Source organism: Sulfurimonas sp. HSL3-2, assembly GCF_039645965.1.
Lineage (GTDB): Bacteria > Campylobacterota > Campylobacteria > Campylobacterales > Sulfurimonadaceae > Hydrocurvibacter > Hydrocurvibacter mobilis.
In genome coordinates, this window is record NZ_CP147917.1 from 650,532 (window position 1) to 667,751 (window position 17,220).

Genomic DNA, 17,220 nt, shown 5'->3' on the forward strand with positions numbered 1-17,220 from the left:
TGCTAACATTTTTGCAATACGCAAGGATGGTATATGAAATCTTTTTTAATACTCTTATTTTTATCATTAACACTTCAAGCAACAAAGATAGGGGAAGTTTCATCTATTGTCGGAGTCAGAGAAAACCAGGTCATCGGCTACTCTTTAGTCGTCGGTCTTAAAAAGACGGGTGACGGTACGACATCTAAATTCACTCTTCAATCTATCGCAAATATGTTAAAAGCGATGAACATCGATATGAACCCCGTAGATATTAAATCTAAAAACGTCGCAGCTGTCGTAGTAACGGCAAAAATAGGTGCTTTTGCAAGACAGGGTGATAAGCTTGATGTCACCGTCTCATCTATCGGTGATGCAAAATCTTTAGAGGGCGGTACGCTTTTAATGACACCTTTAAAAGGGGTCGACGGGAAGATATACGCACTTGCTCAGGGACCTATAAGTATAGGCGGAAAAAATGAGCGTGGAGCCGGAGCAGAATCACATCCTACAGCGGGTATGGTATATTCCGGCGGTATGATAGAACGTGAGATAAACATCGACCTCTATCACCAAAAATATGCGACACTCTCTTTAAAAGAATCAAACTTTGAAAATGCGGTAGCTGTACAAAAAGCGATAAATGCGACGTATCATACGCAGATAGCAGTAGCACTCGATCCTAGAACGATCAAGCTGGAGCGTCCGACAAACCTTTCTATGATCGAATTTCTTTCAGAAATAGAAAATATCGATATGGACTACAGACCTGAGAGTAAGATCGTCATCAATGAGAGAACGGGGACGATCATCGCAGGTGTCGATATCGAGATAAAGCCGGTCATAATCACACAAGGCGATATAACAATAAAGATAAAACAGTCAGACCAAGCTGAGACTCCTGCAGGCAGTATGAAAGTCGATAATGATCTTGTTATCGGGCTTAATGAGAACGAGGTATATACTAAAAAAGGCACGACTACCGTAGCAAATATTGTAAGATCACTACAGAAACTCGGTGCTTCGCCAAAAGCGATCATCTCGATACTTGAAGCTATGAAAAGTGCAGGTTCAATCTCAGCCGACTTGGAGGTGATTTAATGAGTTCTTCTATAAATTCTGCATATTTGCAGCAGGCAATGTTATCTAAGGATGTGAGTTCTACACCAAAAATAGATGCCACGACCGACGATAAAAAGTTACGTGAACAGACAGACGCATTCGAGTCCGTTATCATAAAGATGATGATGGATAATGCGATGAAAGATGAGAAAAATCTTTTCGGAACTCAGAACGATCCGGGGGATAAGATATATAAATCGATGTATCGTGATGAGTTAAGTAAAGCGAGTGCGGGGAGTTTCGGTTTTTCACAAATGCTTTACGACTATTTAAGTCAGAAGTCGGGCAAGATAAACTAAAAAAAATAGTTAATTTGCCGATTTAGAGGTATAGATCATAAACTAAAAAAGATTCTCGTTAAGAGAAAAAAGGAATATCGATGATATCTCAACTAAATAGTGCAGGCATAAAGACGGCTTACCAAAATGGAAACACCGAGCCAAAAGCAAATGCGAAAAAAACACAAGAGATGAATAAAGAGGCGGATATGAGTAAAGTAGATACTTTAAAAGAATCTATTCAATCCGGTCAATACAAGATCAATCTAGAGGCTTTATCTAAACGTATAGCCGATGAGTTGATGTAAATTAAAAATAGGAGTTTATGATGCTATTACACCATTTGAAAGGTGCTATCAAAGATCTAGAAGATCTTATAAGCATAACGCAGACTGATATTGAAGATATTAAAGAAGCAAAGCAGAGTCCTCAGTTTGACCGCTTACCTTTAAAAGATGAAAAGATTAAAAGCTTTGAGTCTAAAAAAGCGATGATAGATCATGAAATATCAAAACTTATGAGTGCAAATCCCGAGAGAGATTTGACTGATCTGTTAAATGATGAACAGCACGCAGCTCTTGATGAGTTGAAAAAGGGGCTGTCTGATCTAAGAGATATAAATCAGAGATATGCGAAAATGGTTCTTACTGTAAGTTCATTCTATAACACACTATTGGAACGCATCGTTCCTACAGAGATGAACGGATACAATAAGGTAGCATCAAAAACCCCATCATTTTTGGAAGTAAGAGCGTAACATGGGATCAATATTTAATACCCTAAGCATAGGTTACTCCGGATTAAGCGCGGCTCAGGTCGCGATCGATACGACCGGACATAATATATCAAACGCAGAGGCAGACGGCTACACACGTCAACGTGTCGTAACAGAAGCAGCTCCTCCTATCAGTAATGTGACTCCGGGTGCAGTAGGCAACGGTACTCAGGTACAACAGATCGCTCGTATATTCGATCAGTTTGTATTTACTAATTTCAGTAATGCATCGGCTGATAAAGAGTCTTCAGACTTTACAAAAAGTACTCTCCAACAGCTTTCTACTTACTTTCCGGAGATAGACAATGTAGGTATAAAGTCAGACCTGCATGAGTACTATAACTTGTGGCAGTCACTTTCGGATAACCCGGATAATAACGCTGTTAAAGTAGCTCTTGCTCAGCAGACTCAAACACTTACACAGCATCTTCAAAGTACAAAAGCACAAGTGGTTGATCTTCAAAACCAGATGAACGATAAATTAAAAGTAAATATCGATGAAGTAAATAAGATCGCAAAAGAGATAGCAAGTATCAATATAGCGATAAGCAATACTGAAGCGGGCGGCATAAATAACGCAAACGACCTAAGAGATAAAAGAAATCTATTGGAAATATCTTTATCAAAACTTGTAGGTGCAAAAGTCACTACAGGAAAGATAGAATCAAATACGGCAATCGATTCAAATGTCGCTATAAAATCAGGAAGCTATAACATAAGTATTGCAGGATTTAATATAGTCGACGGTGCATCATACCATCCTATCGGCATCGACAATACCGATAATGCAAGCGGTATGTATGATCTTTATTATGAACGTCAAGACGGTGTCAGAATCCCCTTTGCACATGAGATAACAGGCGGTAAAGTCGGTGCTATCCTTGACTTAAGAGGTTCGACGTTAAATGGAACAGACGGAGTTCCTACAAACGGTGTGCTTCAAAATGTTCGTGATCAGCTTGATATGCTTGCTACAGGTCTGATTGAAAATACTAATAATATATATGCAAAAAGTTCAGATACTTTAATGCAGTCAAATCAGGTGTTTGTAAATCCGGCAAGTGCAGTTGTCAGTTCAGGACTCAACATTAAAAAAGGCAGTTTTGATATCGTTTTGTATGACATAAACGGGCAGGTTGCAGCAAAACGTACTATTAACATTGATGATCTTACGACTTTTACAAATGGAACGAATTCCATTAAAAGCCAGATCGAGGCAAATCAAGATGATAATGCGGATAATAACGGAAATAATGATATCGATGACTTTATAGCGGTTAATTACGATACATATCCTCCGGGCGGTGCACTGTCATTCAGTCTGAAAAACTCCGGTTTGGAAGCACAAGGATATACGTTTGCAATAGAAGATAATCTAGACAGCAATAACAGTTTTGGCTCAGGTACGAACTTTGCAGGCGGTTTAGGTATGCATAGGTTCTTTGAAGGAACGAATGCAAGTGATATAAATCTTGCATATGACCTAAGAACAGACCCTACACAGATATCCGCACATGCAGCTCCGATATCCGGAAATAATCAAGTATCACTCGATATGGTACAGTCACAATTTGAAAAGATAGACTTTACGCATGAGAACAGTAACAGTACATTTCATGATACGGTTTACGGTATGTTTGATACCATCGCTACAGGAGTAGGAACGAAGACAAATGCTGCTATCCTTTCAAGCGATACGATCACTGCAAGATATAATGCAGTTCAGCAGGAGTACAACTCAGTCTCTCAAGTCAATATAGATGAGGAGATGAGTAACCTTATCAGATACCAGACATCATACGGCGCGGCTGCAAAAGTCATAACTACCGTAGATCAGATGATGAACACTCTTCTTGGTATCAAGCAGTAAGAAGAGCAGGCAGTTGATCCCATATTTTAGCATCGCTATTTTAGTAGTAGTGATGCTTTTTAGTTTTCTAGGTTCATTTTTCTACACGATCTCTCCCACCGATCTGCACGTAAACGCCATCCTATCTGCACCCTCATCACAGTTTTTACTCGGCACCGACAGATTAGGTCGTGATATCTTGGCGCGTTTGATAGAAGGAGGAAAAGTTTCTTTGATCATTGGGATCGCAAGTGCATTCATTGCGACTTTTATAGGCCTTATCATCGGTGCGACAGCAGGATATTTACGAGGTAAAGTCGACAAGGCATTTGTCGTGATCGTAGATATCTTTTTGACATTTCCAACTTTCTTTCTACTTTTAGCACTGGTGAGTTACGTCAATGCTTCTGTTTGGGTTCTCATCGTCATTATCTCGATCACAGGATGGATGACAACGGCACGTTTGATCAGAAGTGAGAGTTTTGCTATCACTTCACAGCCTTATATCAAGATACTAAATATTGCAAATGTCTCCAAAATAAAGATACTTCTTAAATACTATGCGCCTCTTTTAGCACCTATATATTTTGTAAGCTTTACCTTCGGAGTCGGTGGGGCTATCCTTGCAGAATCAGGACTTAGTTTCTTAGGGCTTGGGATCGTCGCACCGCAGATGAGCTGGGGGACGATAATAAGTGACGGTAAAGAGGTGATAGAGATAGCATGGTGGGTAAGCTTTTTCCCCGGTCTTATGATATTTCTTATTACCTTCTCACTGATAAACATCTCTAACTATCTACAGCATCTTACAAACAAGAAAGAGATAAGAGGATAATCAGATACCTGTATCATCCTCCGTTTTTTCTAAGTTTGTATAACCAAAGAGTCTACGATACAAAACACCGTTTACCATCAATGAGAGCGGTAGTACCCATATAAAACCTATACCGAATGTTAATATACACAGTAAAGCAAAAAATGCAAGAGTCAGATAGAGTCCGAAAAATTTAAACCATCTTTTGCTGACTACCTTAAAAGATGTTTTCATTGCATCGATGATGCCAAGCTGTTTATCAATAATAAGCGGTATGACAAAAGCAAAAGTAACACTGAGATATATCCCCGGGATGATCAGCAGTAAAAAGCCTAAAACTACGACTACATTAACAAGCAGGGATGCAAAGACCAAAGGCCAGACATAAACATAATAGTTAAATATGGAAAGGACCTCCATCTTTTTATGAGACGCTCTTTTTATAGCAAGCATCACGATACCTGACATGATAGGCATTAGTATAGGCAGTGAAAGCAGTGACTGTGCCTGTTCACTCAAAAATCCTTTAAAAAACTGCTGAGACTCATAGTAGATCCTAGGATCGAATATATAAGAGAGCAGGGTAGAGAGTATTACCGCCACAAGTATATATAAGAAAAAAGATACGTTTAGAGTCAATTTCGCACCATCCGTCAACTTCCAAGCTTCAGATATGATCTCTTTAATAGTAAAATCATACTCTTCATTTAAGGCACTGTTTAAAGATCCATTCTCATGCATAGTCATTAATCCTGAACTTAATTTGATATAATCATAACATAAATAGAAGCTATGATGGAGAAAGTATGGTCGAGACTATAAAAGATGAACTGATGAAATTTGAAAACTCTAATTGTGCGGAGGACAGTATATTTTTTCAAGCGATGGAAGAGGTGATATACTCCATATCTCCTCTGCTTGAATCAGATCCGAGGTATAAAAGTCATGCGATCTTAGAGCGACTGGTCGTTCCCGATAGAATAATAGAATTTAAAGTGACATGGCTTGATGATAATAATAAGATCCAGGTAAATACCGGATATCGTGTGCAGTTTAACAATGCTCTTGGACCCTACAAAGGCGGACTTCGCTTTCATCCTACGGTCAACAAAGGTGTCCTGAAATTTTTGGGTTTTGAACAGATACTCAAAAACTCTCTTACGGGTCTGCCGATCGGCGGAGCAAAAGGGGGAAGCGATTTCAATCCGAAGGGAAAAAGCGATTTTGAGATCATGAAGTTCTGTTCTGCTTTTATGACAGAGCTTCATAAGTATATCGGACCGCGTGTCGATGTACCCGCGGGTGATATCGGCGTAGGTGCCCGTGAGATAGGCTATCTTTTTGGCGAATACAAGAAGATAACATCTTCATATGAAGGTGTGCTTACCGGGAAACCTTTTATGTTCGGCGGGTCGCTTATGAGACCCGAAGCCACAGGTTACGGAGTGGTTTACTTTACCGAAACGATGCTCGAGCAAGAACTTAAAGAACCGCTTTCGGGAAAAATATGCACTGTAAGCGGTGCAGGAAATGTCGCTATCTATACGATAGAAAAACTTCAAGCGATCGGAGCTATCGTCGTTACATGTTCAGATTCTCAAGGGACTATATATGACAGCAGAGGGATCGACCTTAAACTTGTCAAAGAGATAAAATTAGAAAGAAGAGCTTCTATTAAAGAGTATCTCGATGTATATAAAGAAGCGACTTACATACCTGTAAGTGAATATCCCGAAGGCGGGCATGCCGTTTGGAACATACCGTGTTATGCCGCTTTTCCGTGTGCTACACAAAACGAGTTGACCGAGGTGGATGCAAAAAACCTTATCGCAAACGGATGTATATCAGTAAGCGAAGGTGCAAATATGCCTTCTACTCCCGAAGCTACAGAACTTTTTCTTTCAAATAAGATATGTTTTGCACCTGCAAAAGCAGCTAACGCCGGCGGTGTAGCTGTGAGCGAATTTGAGATGAGTCAAAATGCCTCTATGCAGAAATGGTCGTTTGAGAAGGTCGATGAAAAACTGAAAGAGACGATGCAGCAGATATGTAAGCGTGTCTTTCTTACGGCAAAAGATTACGGGGTAGAGGGTAACTACGTCGACGGTGCGAATATCGCAGGATTTAAAAGAGTAGCGGATGCTATGATCGCCGAGGGGATATAACCCCTTACTTTACAAGGCTATGAGAAGTACAGTTGTAGTTTTAGGATTATCTGCCATACTAGTGCAGATGAGATACCCGCTGCAAAACCGGCGACGATATCATCTGCCATCACTCCAAGTCCGCCGCTTACCTTTCTATCTATTTTTCCGATAATAGACGGCTTTTTAATATCAAAAAATCTAAAAAAGACAAATGCCATGACCGACTGGATCAAAAATCCGTTCTCGTAGCTGAATATATCGTTCATATCCAGCATAATACCGGGCGCGATGCTTAGGGCAAGCCACATCCCTGCAAGTTCATCAATGACGATACGTTTATCATCATGAGTATCGTTTAGCTTTTCATACTTGTTTATCTCTTTGACAGCAATAGCAGTGATTAAAAGTGTCAAAGTAAACATAAGCTGCGAACCAAGATAGGCAAGTGCCGGTATCCCGATGATAAGTGCGACTAAAGAACCGACGGTTCCCGGTGCTTTTGGAAAAAGTCCGCTGTATCCTAAAGTTATAAAAAACCAGTTCATTATATGCCTTATGTTAAAGATGTAGTCTGATAAAGCTTCATAAGTTCTTTATAAAACTCCTCTTCCGTATGGTTTTCAAGCAGACCGCCGATAGGAAGAAGGTTATAGTATAGCTTTTCAAGATTTTTAAATCTGTTTTCAAACATCTTAGAAAGAAGCAGTGCTGATATTTCTTTTCTCACAAGTACCGCTGGCGGGACTATACCGAGTTTTAAAAGTTCTAAGATCGACTCGGAATGATATGAGATGTGGTGATGCTGACCGTGAGGACATGTACTTGTACTTACAAGTGTTTTACAGACATTGCAGTAGACATATTCACTTGCAATACCGATATTGATATCCAGATCCGTTACACGGTCTAAGATCGACTTATTCGTATTGCTGTCATAGTACATACCAAGACCTGCATGGTTCTGACCGATAGTGAGTTTTGTACAACCGTAGTTTTTCGCCACGATTGCATCGATAATGATCTCATTGATACCCGCAAAGATATAGTTTGATTCAAGAGGGACGATGATAACTCTGTTTTTTGGCAGATAGTTGTCTATAAAGTATTTTAGTGCCTCATATCTGATGCTGTATTTCAGATCAGCCGTCTCATACGGTTTTAACAGGAAGATCACTGTTAGGTCACTGTTTTCTAAAGACTGTCTTATCAGACGTTCATGTGCACGATGCAGAGGATTCGCGGCCATCATTATTGCCGTGACGTTTTTTGCACCGACAAGCTCTATGGAGTCTTTTATATAATCTTTGTGAAGATTCGGCAGTTCATTTGCAAGCGTATAATCGCCAGAGACTGCATATTTTCCAAGTCTTTTACTTGTAGATCTGACACCCGGATGCGATTCGTCATCGGTTCCGTAGATATGGCGGAGTCTCTCTTTTGGATCGATCTCAAATACTTCATCGATGACTAAAGTCGCAAAAAGCTCACCGTTGCAGATAAGTTCAAGCTCATCACCAACATGTGCCTCTTTTAAGACTTTTGCATTACGTTTACCAGAGGGTGCGAGTATAAATGGAAAGGGAAATATTTTTTTGTTGATCGTCGAGGTGGAAAGGACTTCCAGCACCTCTTTTTTATTCATCAATGAAGTGACCGGATAGAGTAATCCGGCTTTTAAAAATTCTAATGCAGACGCCGCTTCCGGGTCTATAAACAGTGAACTACTTTTTCTTTGTGATGCCATATTTTTTTCTCTTTTCCCATAAGCTTTTTCTAGAGATTCCAAGTTTTTTCGACAGTTCCGTATCCGGAAATTTGTGCTGATAGTTTAAAACGATGTATTTTACATAATCTTCGATAGGAAGTATGTCACTTTGATCGAAGATATTATTATCACTTTTGATCTCGATGATCTCAGAATCTACATCATCTATTTTATCTGTACTAGATACTATCACGTTTCTGTCTTTTATGAGATCTAAAAACTCTTTTTTCTCAGATTTTTTGATAACTTGAAAATCCGTAACATAGATGATAGTGCTGATAGGCAAAGATGCGATCTCTTGCATCGCTTTTGGATTTGTAAGAGAGACGAAATAAAGAGGTTTATTTTGTTTATTTGCGTATTTAAAAGCAAATGAATCGGAATATTTTTGGAAATTACATGAGATGAACAGAGGCAGTTCTATATTATCAAAATTCTGTTCGCTTGATATCGATGAAAAGCTGTGGTTGAGATATCTTTCATACGATTCAGATTGGCGTTTTAGTCTTTCATAATCTTGAAAGTGGTTGATCTTACGGATAAGCTCTTCTATCATAAAAGGTTTTAAGATGTAATCTTTTGCACCGGCAGAGAGAGGTTTTGAAACCGTGTCATTACTTATATATGAGACCATTAAGATAACGATCGAGTTTTTAAACGCTTCGATGATCGGATTAAAATCCTGACCGTTGATATTTGTAGAAAGAAGTACAACATCGTAGAGATTGCTTTTAAGAGCATCTTTTGTAGATGTACACATATCACAGATATGTCCCAGTTCGCCTAATTTCGTTGCAATACTTTGCGCTAGATAGATTTCGTTTTCAATAATTAATATTTTCACTTATTTGTCCAATTAAAATAGTTTAATGAGGCAGTCGATTGTACAGCGACTCCCTCTTTTCTTCCAATAAATCCAAGTTTTTCAGTCGTCGTCGCTTTTACATTCACACAAAAAGCCGGGATTTGAAGTATACCAGATAATGTTTTTCTCATAATCTCTTTATAGGCTCCGATCCTTGGTGTCTGCGCGATTATGGTTATATCAACGTTTACGATCTTATATCCAAAATTATAGAGACGAGTCACTACCTCTTGAAGTAGCAATTTAGAGTCTATACCTTTATATTTGTCGTCGTTATCAGGAAAAAGTGTACCGATATCACCCATTCCAGCTGCTCCAAGCAGAGCATCAATAAGTGAATGGATGGCTACGTCTCCGTCACTATGGGCAAGAAATCCAAAATCACTCTCTATCTTTACTCCGCACAAAAACATCTCGCCTTTGTCGTCAAAAGCGTGGACATCAAATCCGTTGCCGACAAGTGTGACATTTTCCGGTCCTTTAAGACATCCTAGTTCTTTTATATCATCTGCAAATGTAAGTTTGAAGGCATCATCTTCTCCATCTACAAATATCCTTGTGCCGCCGTTTGCGACTATGGCACTGCTCTCATCCGTATATTCTGTATCAGTTTCTAACGCTCTCATTAAAACATCTGTACGAGACAGCTGAGGCGTTTGAACACGGAGTATTTTATTTCTGTCTACCGTATCATCACCGTATACGATGGTATCGCTTACATGTAAGGCTGGAACGACGCAGTCCGCCATCCCTTTTTTATCTAACACTCTATGAAGCATAGTATCACTTACACACGACCTTGCAACGTCAGTAACAAGGACATAAGAAGTATCTACATGCTTCAATGCATTTCTAAGTGATTCTTGACGGGTCGCTCCGCCCTCTATTATCTTTTTATCGGTATAGCTGTGCATAAAGGTAACGTCACTTTTTGATGCTGTTATGATGATATTTGAAAATTTTTCTGTTTTTTCAAATCTATTTGCTACAAAAAGCCATAACGGTTCATGACCAATTCTTAACCACTGCTTCTTAATAGGGCTGTTAAAGCGGGTAGAACCGCCTGCAGCAAGAATAATTAGTGTTAAATCAGACAAAAATTCTCCTGTTTTTCCTAAAACTGTTACGAAATTATACAGTGAAAAAGCTTTTTTTTATCTTGTTTGTGTAAAATTCTGAAAGATTAAAATAAGTTGAAATTTTTTTTATGATTGATTATACAGATGTAAATTTTTTGTGCAGTCTTGTATAAGTACAAAAGAGTTTGTAACAAGGAGAAAATATGAGAAGTGAATGGCTTAAAAAGCGCCAAAACGATCCAGTTCGTACTCAGATGTATTATGCTAAACAAGGCATAATCACTGAGGAGATGGAGTATATTGCAAAGATAGAAGACCTTTCACCTGAGCTGGTTCGCAGTGAAATAGCTCGTGGAAGACTTATTATCCCTGCAAATGTAAATCACACTTCATTAGAGCCGATGGCAATCGGCCTTGCTGCAAAGTGTAAAATAAACGCAAATATAGGTTCATCTGCCATAGCTAGTGATGTCCAAGGCGAGATAGAGAAAGTTCAAGTCTCTCAACATTATAAAGCAGATACTGCGATGGACCTCTCAACAGGCGGAGATCTCGATGAAATACGTAAGGCTGTAATCGCAAACTCTAAGATTCCAATAGGAACGGTTCCTATCTATCAGATACTGCACGATGTGGGCAATAAAATAGAAGATCTTAGCATCGATGTTATGCTTGAAGTTTTAGAACGCCAAGCACAACAAGGGGTAAGTTACTTCACGATCCACGCAGGATTTTTGTTAGAGACTATGCCTAAAGTAGCAAAACGTAAAATGGGGATAGTAAGCCGCGGGGGAAGTCTTATGGCTGCTTGGATGATGCATTATCATAAAGAGAATCCGTTTTATACGGCATTTGACGATATCCTGGATATCTGTGCGAAATATGATGTTTCACTCTCTCTTGGTGATTCTCTTCGTCCCGGTTGTCTGGCAGATGCAAGTGATGATGCGCAGTTAGGCGAGCTTAAAGTATTAGGCGAGCTTACACTTCGTGCCTGGGAGAAAAACGTCCAAGTAATGATCGAAGGTCCGGGACATGTTCCTTTGAATCAGATCGAGCGTAATATGAAGATCCAAAGAGAGCTTTGCCATGAAGCACCTTTTTACATCTTAGGTCCGTTAGTAACGGATATCGCAGCGGGATATGATCATATCTCTTCTGCGATCGGTGCAGCAGTGGGCGGATGGCACGGAGCAAGTATGCTTTGTTACGTAACTCCAAAAGAGCACCTCGGTCTGCCAAATGCTGAGGATGTCCGTGAAGGGATCATCGCTTATAAGATCGCAGCTCATGCTGCCGATATTGCTCGCGGCCGTAAAGGTGCAAGAGACATCGATGATGAGATGAGTGATGCGAGATATGCATTTAACTGGGAAAGACAGTTCGAACTTGCACTTGACTCTGAACGTGCTCGTGAGTACCATGATGAAACACTGCCTCAAGACGTATTTAAAGAGGCAGAGTTCTGTTCAATGTGTGGACCGAAGTTCTGTAGTTATAAGATAACACAAAACATTATGGAAAACTCGGAAGAGTTAGATAGAATCATCGCAGAAAATAAAGCCGCGCAAGCAGTTTAAAGAGAAATCTCAAAGAACAGAGGTTTACAAAGAGCTGCAAGGCAGCGAGAGCTTCGCGCTGAGCGAAACCAAGTGTTAACGTAGACAAAGGGACTTAGTTCCTTTGTTGTATAAATTAAATGAAAAGGAAAATTTTTAATGACTGAAGAAATTGTAAAATCAGCTCTTTCTAAAGTTATGTATCCTGGTTTTACCAAAGATATCGTGACTTTTGGATTTGTAAATAATATAAATATAAACGGAACTGCGGTTAGTTTTTCTGTAGATATTACATCAAGTGCACCTGAAGTGGCACAACAGATAACAGACGACGCAACGGCTGAACTAAAAGCTGCAGGAGCGACAGATATCAATGTTGTCATCAATGCTCCTAAAATGCCGAGAGAGAGTTCATCTCACGGTAAGAATATAGCACCGCAAGTGAAAAACTTCTTGATGGTAAGTTCTGGAAAAGGTGGGGTAGGGAAGTCTACTACTTCAGTAAATATCGCTATCGCTCTTGCGATGCAGGGTAAAAAAGTAGGTCTTTTAGATGCAGACATCTATGGACCAAACGTTCCTCGTATGTTAGGTGTTGAAGGTATCAAACCTGAAGTTAACGGAAACAAAGTTCTTCCTATTAAAGCATACGGGATCGAGATGATGTCTATGGGTTCATTGATGGAACAGGGACAGTCACTTATCTGGCGTGGTGCGATGATCATGAAAGCGATCGAGCAGTTCTTGCGTGATATCTTGTGGAGCGAGTTGGATGTCTTAGTTATCGATATGCCTCCGGGAACAGGTGACGCTCAGCTGACTTTGGCTCAAAGCGTTCCTGTAACTGCAGGTCTTACTGTTACGACTCCGCAGATGGTATCACTTGATGATTCACGCCGCTCTTTAGATATGTTCAAAAAACTGAACATTCCAATAGCCGGGATCGTAGAAAATATGAGCGGATTTATCGCTCCGGATACGGGAGTCGAGTATGATATCTTCGGTAAGGGCACAACACAGCCTATGGCTGATGAGTTCAATACGACTATCGTAGCTGAGATCCCGATAGAGCCGGCTGTAAGAACAGGTGGAGATGAGGGTAAACCTATCACTTACGCTGTTCCTACAAGCGAGACTGCAAAACGTTATATGGCTGCTGCTGAAAAAGTATGGGCTATGATCGAAAAGATCAATGAAGAGGGCGGAGTAGATAATCAAGCTATCCAGCCTAATACACCTCCGGGAGTAAGTGCGTGTTCAACTGCAGCTGCTCCAAAAAAAGAACCTGAACAAGCTGCTTCAGGAAGCTGCGGCACAGGATGCGGCTGCCACTAATATAGTCGCATTAGTTTCTTACATGTAAGTTTTACATGTAAGAAACTACACCTTGTATTCTTCTTTAAATATCTTCTTTTTTTCTACTAATATAAAGTTTTCATTACAAATGACAATTAACACAAAATTAACAGTTATATGTTAAAAATATACATACTAAATATAAAATTGGGTGTGAAAGGGGGAATTGTTAAGGCGCTTGTCTATGAAAAAGTTTGGCGACTCACATAGACAAGCAAAGGTTGCTAAGCAACGCTTTTATTATACAAAAAATATATTTAAGCGTTGCTTCTTACTATAAATATCATTTATAAAAGGAAGTGAATGTTTGATTATCCGATATTTGAGATGCCTGTAATAGGGCAACGAATGTTGATGGCTATTAATGCCATTATTCATGTGTTTGTTTCTCATGGTGGAGCTGTCGGAGGCTCCGTAGTATTAGCTCTGCTGGCAGTATGGGCTCATAAGAGAAACGATATGGCCGCTTACAATATGACCTTTAAGTTGTTAATGGTGTTTTTCATCATCTCAACATCCGTAGGTGCATTAACAGGTATAGGTATGTGGATACATGCCAATATCCTAAGTCCGAATGCTATCGGCGGGTTAATAAGGGTCTTCTTTTGGAAGTGGTTTACAGAGTGGATCGTATTTAATTTCGAAGTCGTTTTACTGTTATTTTGGTTTATGACATGGAAGAAGAATGCGACCACTGCTGAGGGACGTGCCAAGTCAAATCGCATAGGTATATTTTACGCTATCTCCTCATGGCTTACTATGGTCATAATTACCGCAATATTAGCTTTTATGTTGACTCCAAACTTTGCAGGTCAGCCTTGGGTCGATCCTGAAGTATTTCCAGGAAAAGTCAACTATATGAACGCTTTATTTAATCCTACTTGGGGACCTTCCCTTGCGTTTAGAACATTTTCATCCATCGCGTTTGCAGCTTCATTAGCGATCATGTGGACATGGATCATAAGTACTTTTTCATCAAATGAAGAAGATAAAGATGCAAAACCAAGGATGATAAAGTTCTTAGCAAAGATCATGATCATCACTGTACCGCTCTCTATTGCATTTGGATACTGGTACTTGAGTATTATCCCTGAATCCGCAAAAGCGATGATCCCTACTGCGATCATGACAAGAGCGTTTGCTGATAAGTTTGACATGATGTACACGTTAATTATAGGTATCGGTGTAGTCGTTTTGCTTACGACGATCATCGCATACTTCGCTCCTAAAAGGATGCCGTATGTCGCTGCAAGTGCGATGGTCATCGCATTCTTACTCTTTTGGGGATATGAAGAGAGAGTAAGGGAGTTTATCAGAAAACCTTTTATTATCTACAACTATATGTATTCAAACGGTATACGTCCTACAGATGTCCCGTATCTCAATAAAGCAGGAATACTAAAGCATGCAATATTTATCGAAGACAAAAATAAGATATTAAAGCCTGACGGAAGCAATATTGAAGATGTCGGTCACTCCGTATTTCAAATCGAGTGTAGGATCTGTCATACTAGAAACGGTATCAACGGTTTGAAAAAACTTACAAGCGGGTGGTCAAAAGATGCGATCCGCGCAAGGCTTAACAATCTGCCTGGAGGCGGGACTCCATACATGCCGCCGTTTGTCGGAACGGAACAAGATAAAGATGCGCTTGCAGCATATCTGTTTTCTTTAAATAAAAAAGGAGAATTAAAATGAATTGGAAATTACCTTTTGATATACCTTTAGTTACTCCTACTATGGGGATACCGATAGAGTTTTATGATGCTCTAGGAATCATTGTTTTTGTCATTCATATCTCATTTATATATGTTCTCATAGGTGCGTCGACGGCATCGGTCATATACAATGTAATGGGTGTATTTAAAAAAGATAAAAACTATGACAAGCTTGCATATAACATGACAAATCCGACTACCATATCGGAAAATATGGGTGCACTTTGGGGAGTGGCTCCGCTGCTTGTGATCTCGGTACTGTATACAGGATTTTTTTATACGGCGATACTTAAAGTCTCGCCGCATATCCTGCATATAATCTATGGAAACATCTTTGCCTTTTTGCTTTCATATGCATATAAATTCAGCTGGCATAAGCTAAGTGATTCAAAAGGGTTCCATATTGCCATCGGTCTTGTCGCCGTGTTGGTATTTTATTCGCTGCCGCCTGTTTTTATGTCTATGGCGAATCTTTATCTGCAGCCAGAGACATTTGCAACAGTTCAAAATATATGGGACATTATGCTGACACCGTTAACGGGCTTTAGACTTCTAAACTTCTTCTTAACGGCATTTGGGTTTACCGGGATATTTATGATCTGGTACGGTATGAGAATGCAGAAAAACGGCGAGGAAGAAGTCGGTAAGATAGCGGTCAATCAAGGTAAGAAATGGTTTATGTTTTCTACGCCTGTAAATGTCGCGATATTGCCTTTGCTCCTCTTTGCATTTTCACCGAGAATAGCTGAAGGACTGATGGGTACGGTTTTTATATATCTGCCTTTTTTTGCTTCTATTGTCTTAACGATCATCTTTTTTTATCTAATGAGAAGATGGAAGAAAGATACATTCAGCTCTAAAGAGGTTTTTACTGTCGCATTGATGATGGTGTTTTCTGTTGTGTTGATGGCAACTGCAAGACACGGAATAAGAGTCGTTTCATTCAAAGAACCTCTGGCAATCCAAGCTGCAGCGACAAAAGCCTATATGACGGCATCACTCTCCGAATATAAAAAATATAAAGAGAGTATGAAAAATGTCGTGAAGAAAGATCTTAGCAATCCGGCAACTTTAGCCGAGTCAAAAGGGTGTCTGGCATGTCACAGTATCGACACGACACTTGTAGGACCGGCATACAAAGAGGTTGCTGCGAAATATAGTTCGGCACAGCAGATCGTGAATTCTATTAAAAATGGAAGTGAAGGCAAATGGGGAACCATTGCAATGCCTGCGCAGGATGTCGATGACAAGGAAGCAAATATACTTGCTGACTGGGTGTTGTCGCAAAAACAAAACTAATCGGAGTTTCTCCGATTAGCCTTTATGTAAGAGAGTCAAACTATTTATCAAATATGTAAAAAACTCCTAGATTCAAAGCGTGGAACACCGGCTCTCTTTCATAAATGCTATATAAGGATATTCTAGATGTTCAAAATAATAGTGGCCTGTATATTTTTTATAAATATATATGCCAATGATATTTTACAAGAGCAGATAGACACAGAGAATAAAACAATCACTATATTGTGTTTTTATACGACCTGGTGTCCGGCATGTAAAAAAAGCATCGAGTTACTAAATGAAATAGATAAAAACCTACATACTAAAGTGAAAGTCATAGGAATCGATTTGGATGACGGGATAAAAAGAAAAAACTATATAGAAAGTCTTGATATCAGGTTTAAAGTGATCAACCAGAACCTTTTGCAAGCTAGAAGATATGGTGTTAAAGACTCTGTGCCCGTTATTTTAATAGTGGGTGAGCATCGCACTATTGTCAAAAGATTTTACGAACTTCCAAACAGAAAGTATTTTTTTGCATTGATACAGAGACTGAGCAGCGGATATCTAGAAAACGGGACATTACCCGTCCAAGAGAGAATCGATTTATGGAAAAAGAGCAGGGACTGACTT

17 protein-coding genes are annotated in these 17,220 nt (G+C 39.5%); 12 read left to right on the forward strand and 5 right to left on the reverse strand.

Features of this window, described 5'->3' with window-relative positions; all coding sequences use genetic code 11:
* The first annotated feature begins 33 nt into the window (after positions 1 to 33).
* The 6 genes from WCX87_RS03365 to WCX87_RS03390 all read left to right on the forward strand — a co-directional run bounded on the left by WCX87_RS03365 (position 34) and on the right by WCX87_RS03390 (position 4,838).
* Complete coding sequence (locus tag WCX87_RS03365; RefSeq protein WP_345980632.1) at positions 34 to 1,080, forward strand: flagellar basal body P-ring protein FlgI; 1,047 nt, start codon at positions 34 to 36, stop codon at positions 1,078 to 1,080.
* Entirely contained in the window at positions 1,080 to 1,400 is a 321-nt protein-coding gene (locus WCX87_RS03370; RefSeq protein WP_345980633.1) for a rod-binding protein, read from the forward strand. The genes WCX87_RS03365 and WCX87_RS03370 overlap by 1 nt, the downstream gene beginning before the upstream one ends.
* Before the next feature lie 80 nt (positions 1,401 to 1,480).
* Positions 1,481 to 1,687, forward strand: a complete 207-nt coding sequence (locus tag WCX87_RS03375) for a flagellar biosynthesis anti-sigma factor FlgM (protein ID WP_345980634.1) — start codon at positions 1,481 to 1,483, stop codon at positions 1,685 to 1,687.
* A gap of 20 nt (positions 1,688 to 1,707) precedes the next feature.
* Complete coding sequence (locus WCX87_RS03380) at positions 1,708 to 2,136, forward strand: hypothetical protein (RefSeq protein WP_345980635.1); 429 nt, start codon at positions 1,708 to 1,710, stop codon at positions 2,134 to 2,136.
* 1 nt (position 2,137) lies between these two features.
* Positions 2,138 to 4,024, forward strand: a complete 1,887-nt coding sequence (gene flgK / locus WCX87_RS03385; RefSeq protein WP_345980636.1) for a flagellar hook-associated protein FlgK — start codon at positions 2,138 to 2,140, stop codon at positions 4,022 to 4,024.
* 16 nt (positions 4,025 to 4,040) lie between these two features.
* Positions 4,041 to 4,838 carry an ABC transporter permease gene (locus WCX87_RS03390; RefSeq protein WP_345981090.1) on the forward strand — a complete coding sequence of 266 codons (798 nt, stop codon included), beginning with the start codon at positions 4,041 to 4,043 and terminating at the stop codon, positions 4,836 to 4,838.
* On the opposite strand, the gene WCX87_RS03395 is transcribed toward WCX87_RS03390, so the two are convergent.
* Complete coding sequence (locus tag WCX87_RS03395) at positions 4,839 to 5,558, reverse strand: hypothetical protein (protein ID WP_345980637.1); 720 nt, start codon at positions 5,556 to 5,558, stop codon at positions 4,839 to 4,841.
* A gap of 65 nt (positions 5,559 to 5,623) precedes the next feature.
* Here WCX87_RS03395 and gdhA point away from each other — a divergent pair, with 65 nt between their 5' ends.
* A complete protein-coding gene (gene gdhA / locus WCX87_RS03400) occupies positions 5,624 to 6,982 on the forward strand; it encodes an NADP-specific glutamate dehydrogenase (protein WP_345980638.1) in 1,359 nt (452 codons plus the stop codon).
* A gap of 17 nt (positions 6,983 to 6,999) precedes the next feature.
* Here the strand turns inward: gdhA and WCX87_RS03405 are convergent, their stop codons facing one another.
* From WCX87_RS03405 to WCX87_RS03420, 4 genes are read right to left on the reverse strand one after another with little or no spacing between them, the layout of a single operon-like run.
* Positions 7,000 to 7,509 (reverse strand): phosphatidylglycerophosphatase A, encoded by a 510-nt coding sequence (locus WCX87_RS03405; protein WP_345980639.1) that lies wholly within the window; start codon positions 7,507 to 7,509, stop codon positions 7,000 to 7,002.
* 8 nt (positions 7,510 to 7,517) lie between these two features.
* Complete coding sequence (locus tag WCX87_RS03410; protein WP_345980640.1) at positions 7,518 to 8,708, reverse strand: sulfate adenylyltransferase; 1,191 nt, start codon at positions 8,706 to 8,708, stop codon at positions 7,518 to 7,520.
* Positions 8,686 to 9,573, reverse strand: a complete 888-nt coding sequence (locus WCX87_RS03415; RefSeq protein WP_345980641.1) for a response regulator — start codon at positions 9,571 to 9,573, stop codon at positions 8,686 to 8,688. The genes WCX87_RS03410 and WCX87_RS03415 overlap by 23 nt, the downstream gene beginning before the upstream one ends.
* On the reverse strand, positions 9,570 to 10,691 hold the full coding sequence (locus tag WCX87_RS03420) for a bifunctional 2-C-methyl-D-erythritol 4-phosphate cytidylyltransferase/2-C-methyl-D-erythritol 2,4-cyclodiphosphate synthase (RefSeq protein ID WP_345980642.1): 1,122 nt from the start codon (positions 10,689 to 10,691) through the stop codon (positions 9,570 to 9,572). Before WCX87_RS03420 ends, WCX87_RS03415 begins: the two co-directional genes overlap by 4 nt.
* A 185-nt stretch (positions 10,692 to 10,876) precedes the next feature.
* Here WCX87_RS03420 and thiC point away from each other — a divergent pair, with 185 nt between their 5' ends.
* The 5 genes from thiC (at position 10,877) to WCX87_RS03445 (ending at position 17,217) form a co-directional block, all read left to right on the forward strand.
* A complete protein-coding gene (gene thiC / locus WCX87_RS03425; protein ID WP_345980643.1) occupies positions 10,877 to 12,253 on the forward strand; it encodes a phosphomethylpyrimidine synthase ThiC in 1,377 nt (458 codons plus the stop codon).
* Between the two features lie 138 nt (positions 12,254 to 12,391).
* Positions 12,392 to 13,567 (forward strand): Mrp/NBP35 family ATP-binding protein, encoded by a 1,176-nt coding sequence (locus tag WCX87_RS03430; RefSeq protein ID WP_345980644.1) that lies wholly within the window; start codon positions 12,392 to 12,394, stop codon positions 13,565 to 13,567.
* Between the two features lie 324 nt (positions 13,568 to 13,891).
* On the forward strand, positions 13,892 to 15,286 hold the full coding sequence (locus WCX87_RS03435; RefSeq protein ID WP_345980645.1) for a c-type cytochrome: 1,395 nt from the start codon (positions 13,892 to 13,894) through the stop codon (positions 15,284 to 15,286).
* On the forward strand, positions 15,283 to 16,605 hold the full coding sequence (locus tag WCX87_RS03440) for a c-type cytochrome (protein ID WP_345980646.1): 1,323 nt from the start codon (positions 15,283 to 15,285) through the stop codon (positions 16,603 to 16,605). Before WCX87_RS03435 ends, WCX87_RS03440 begins: the two co-directional genes overlap by 4 nt.
* A 126-nt stretch (positions 16,606 to 16,731) precedes the next feature.
* The gene (locus WCX87_RS03445) at positions 16,732 to 17,217 is read left to right on the forward strand and encodes a TlpA disulfide reductase family protein (RefSeq protein WP_345980647.1); all 486 of its coding nucleotides are present in this window, start codon (positions 16,732 to 16,734) and stop codon (positions 17,215 to 17,217) included.
* The last annotated feature ends 3 nt before the right edge of the window (positions 17,218 to 17,220 follow it).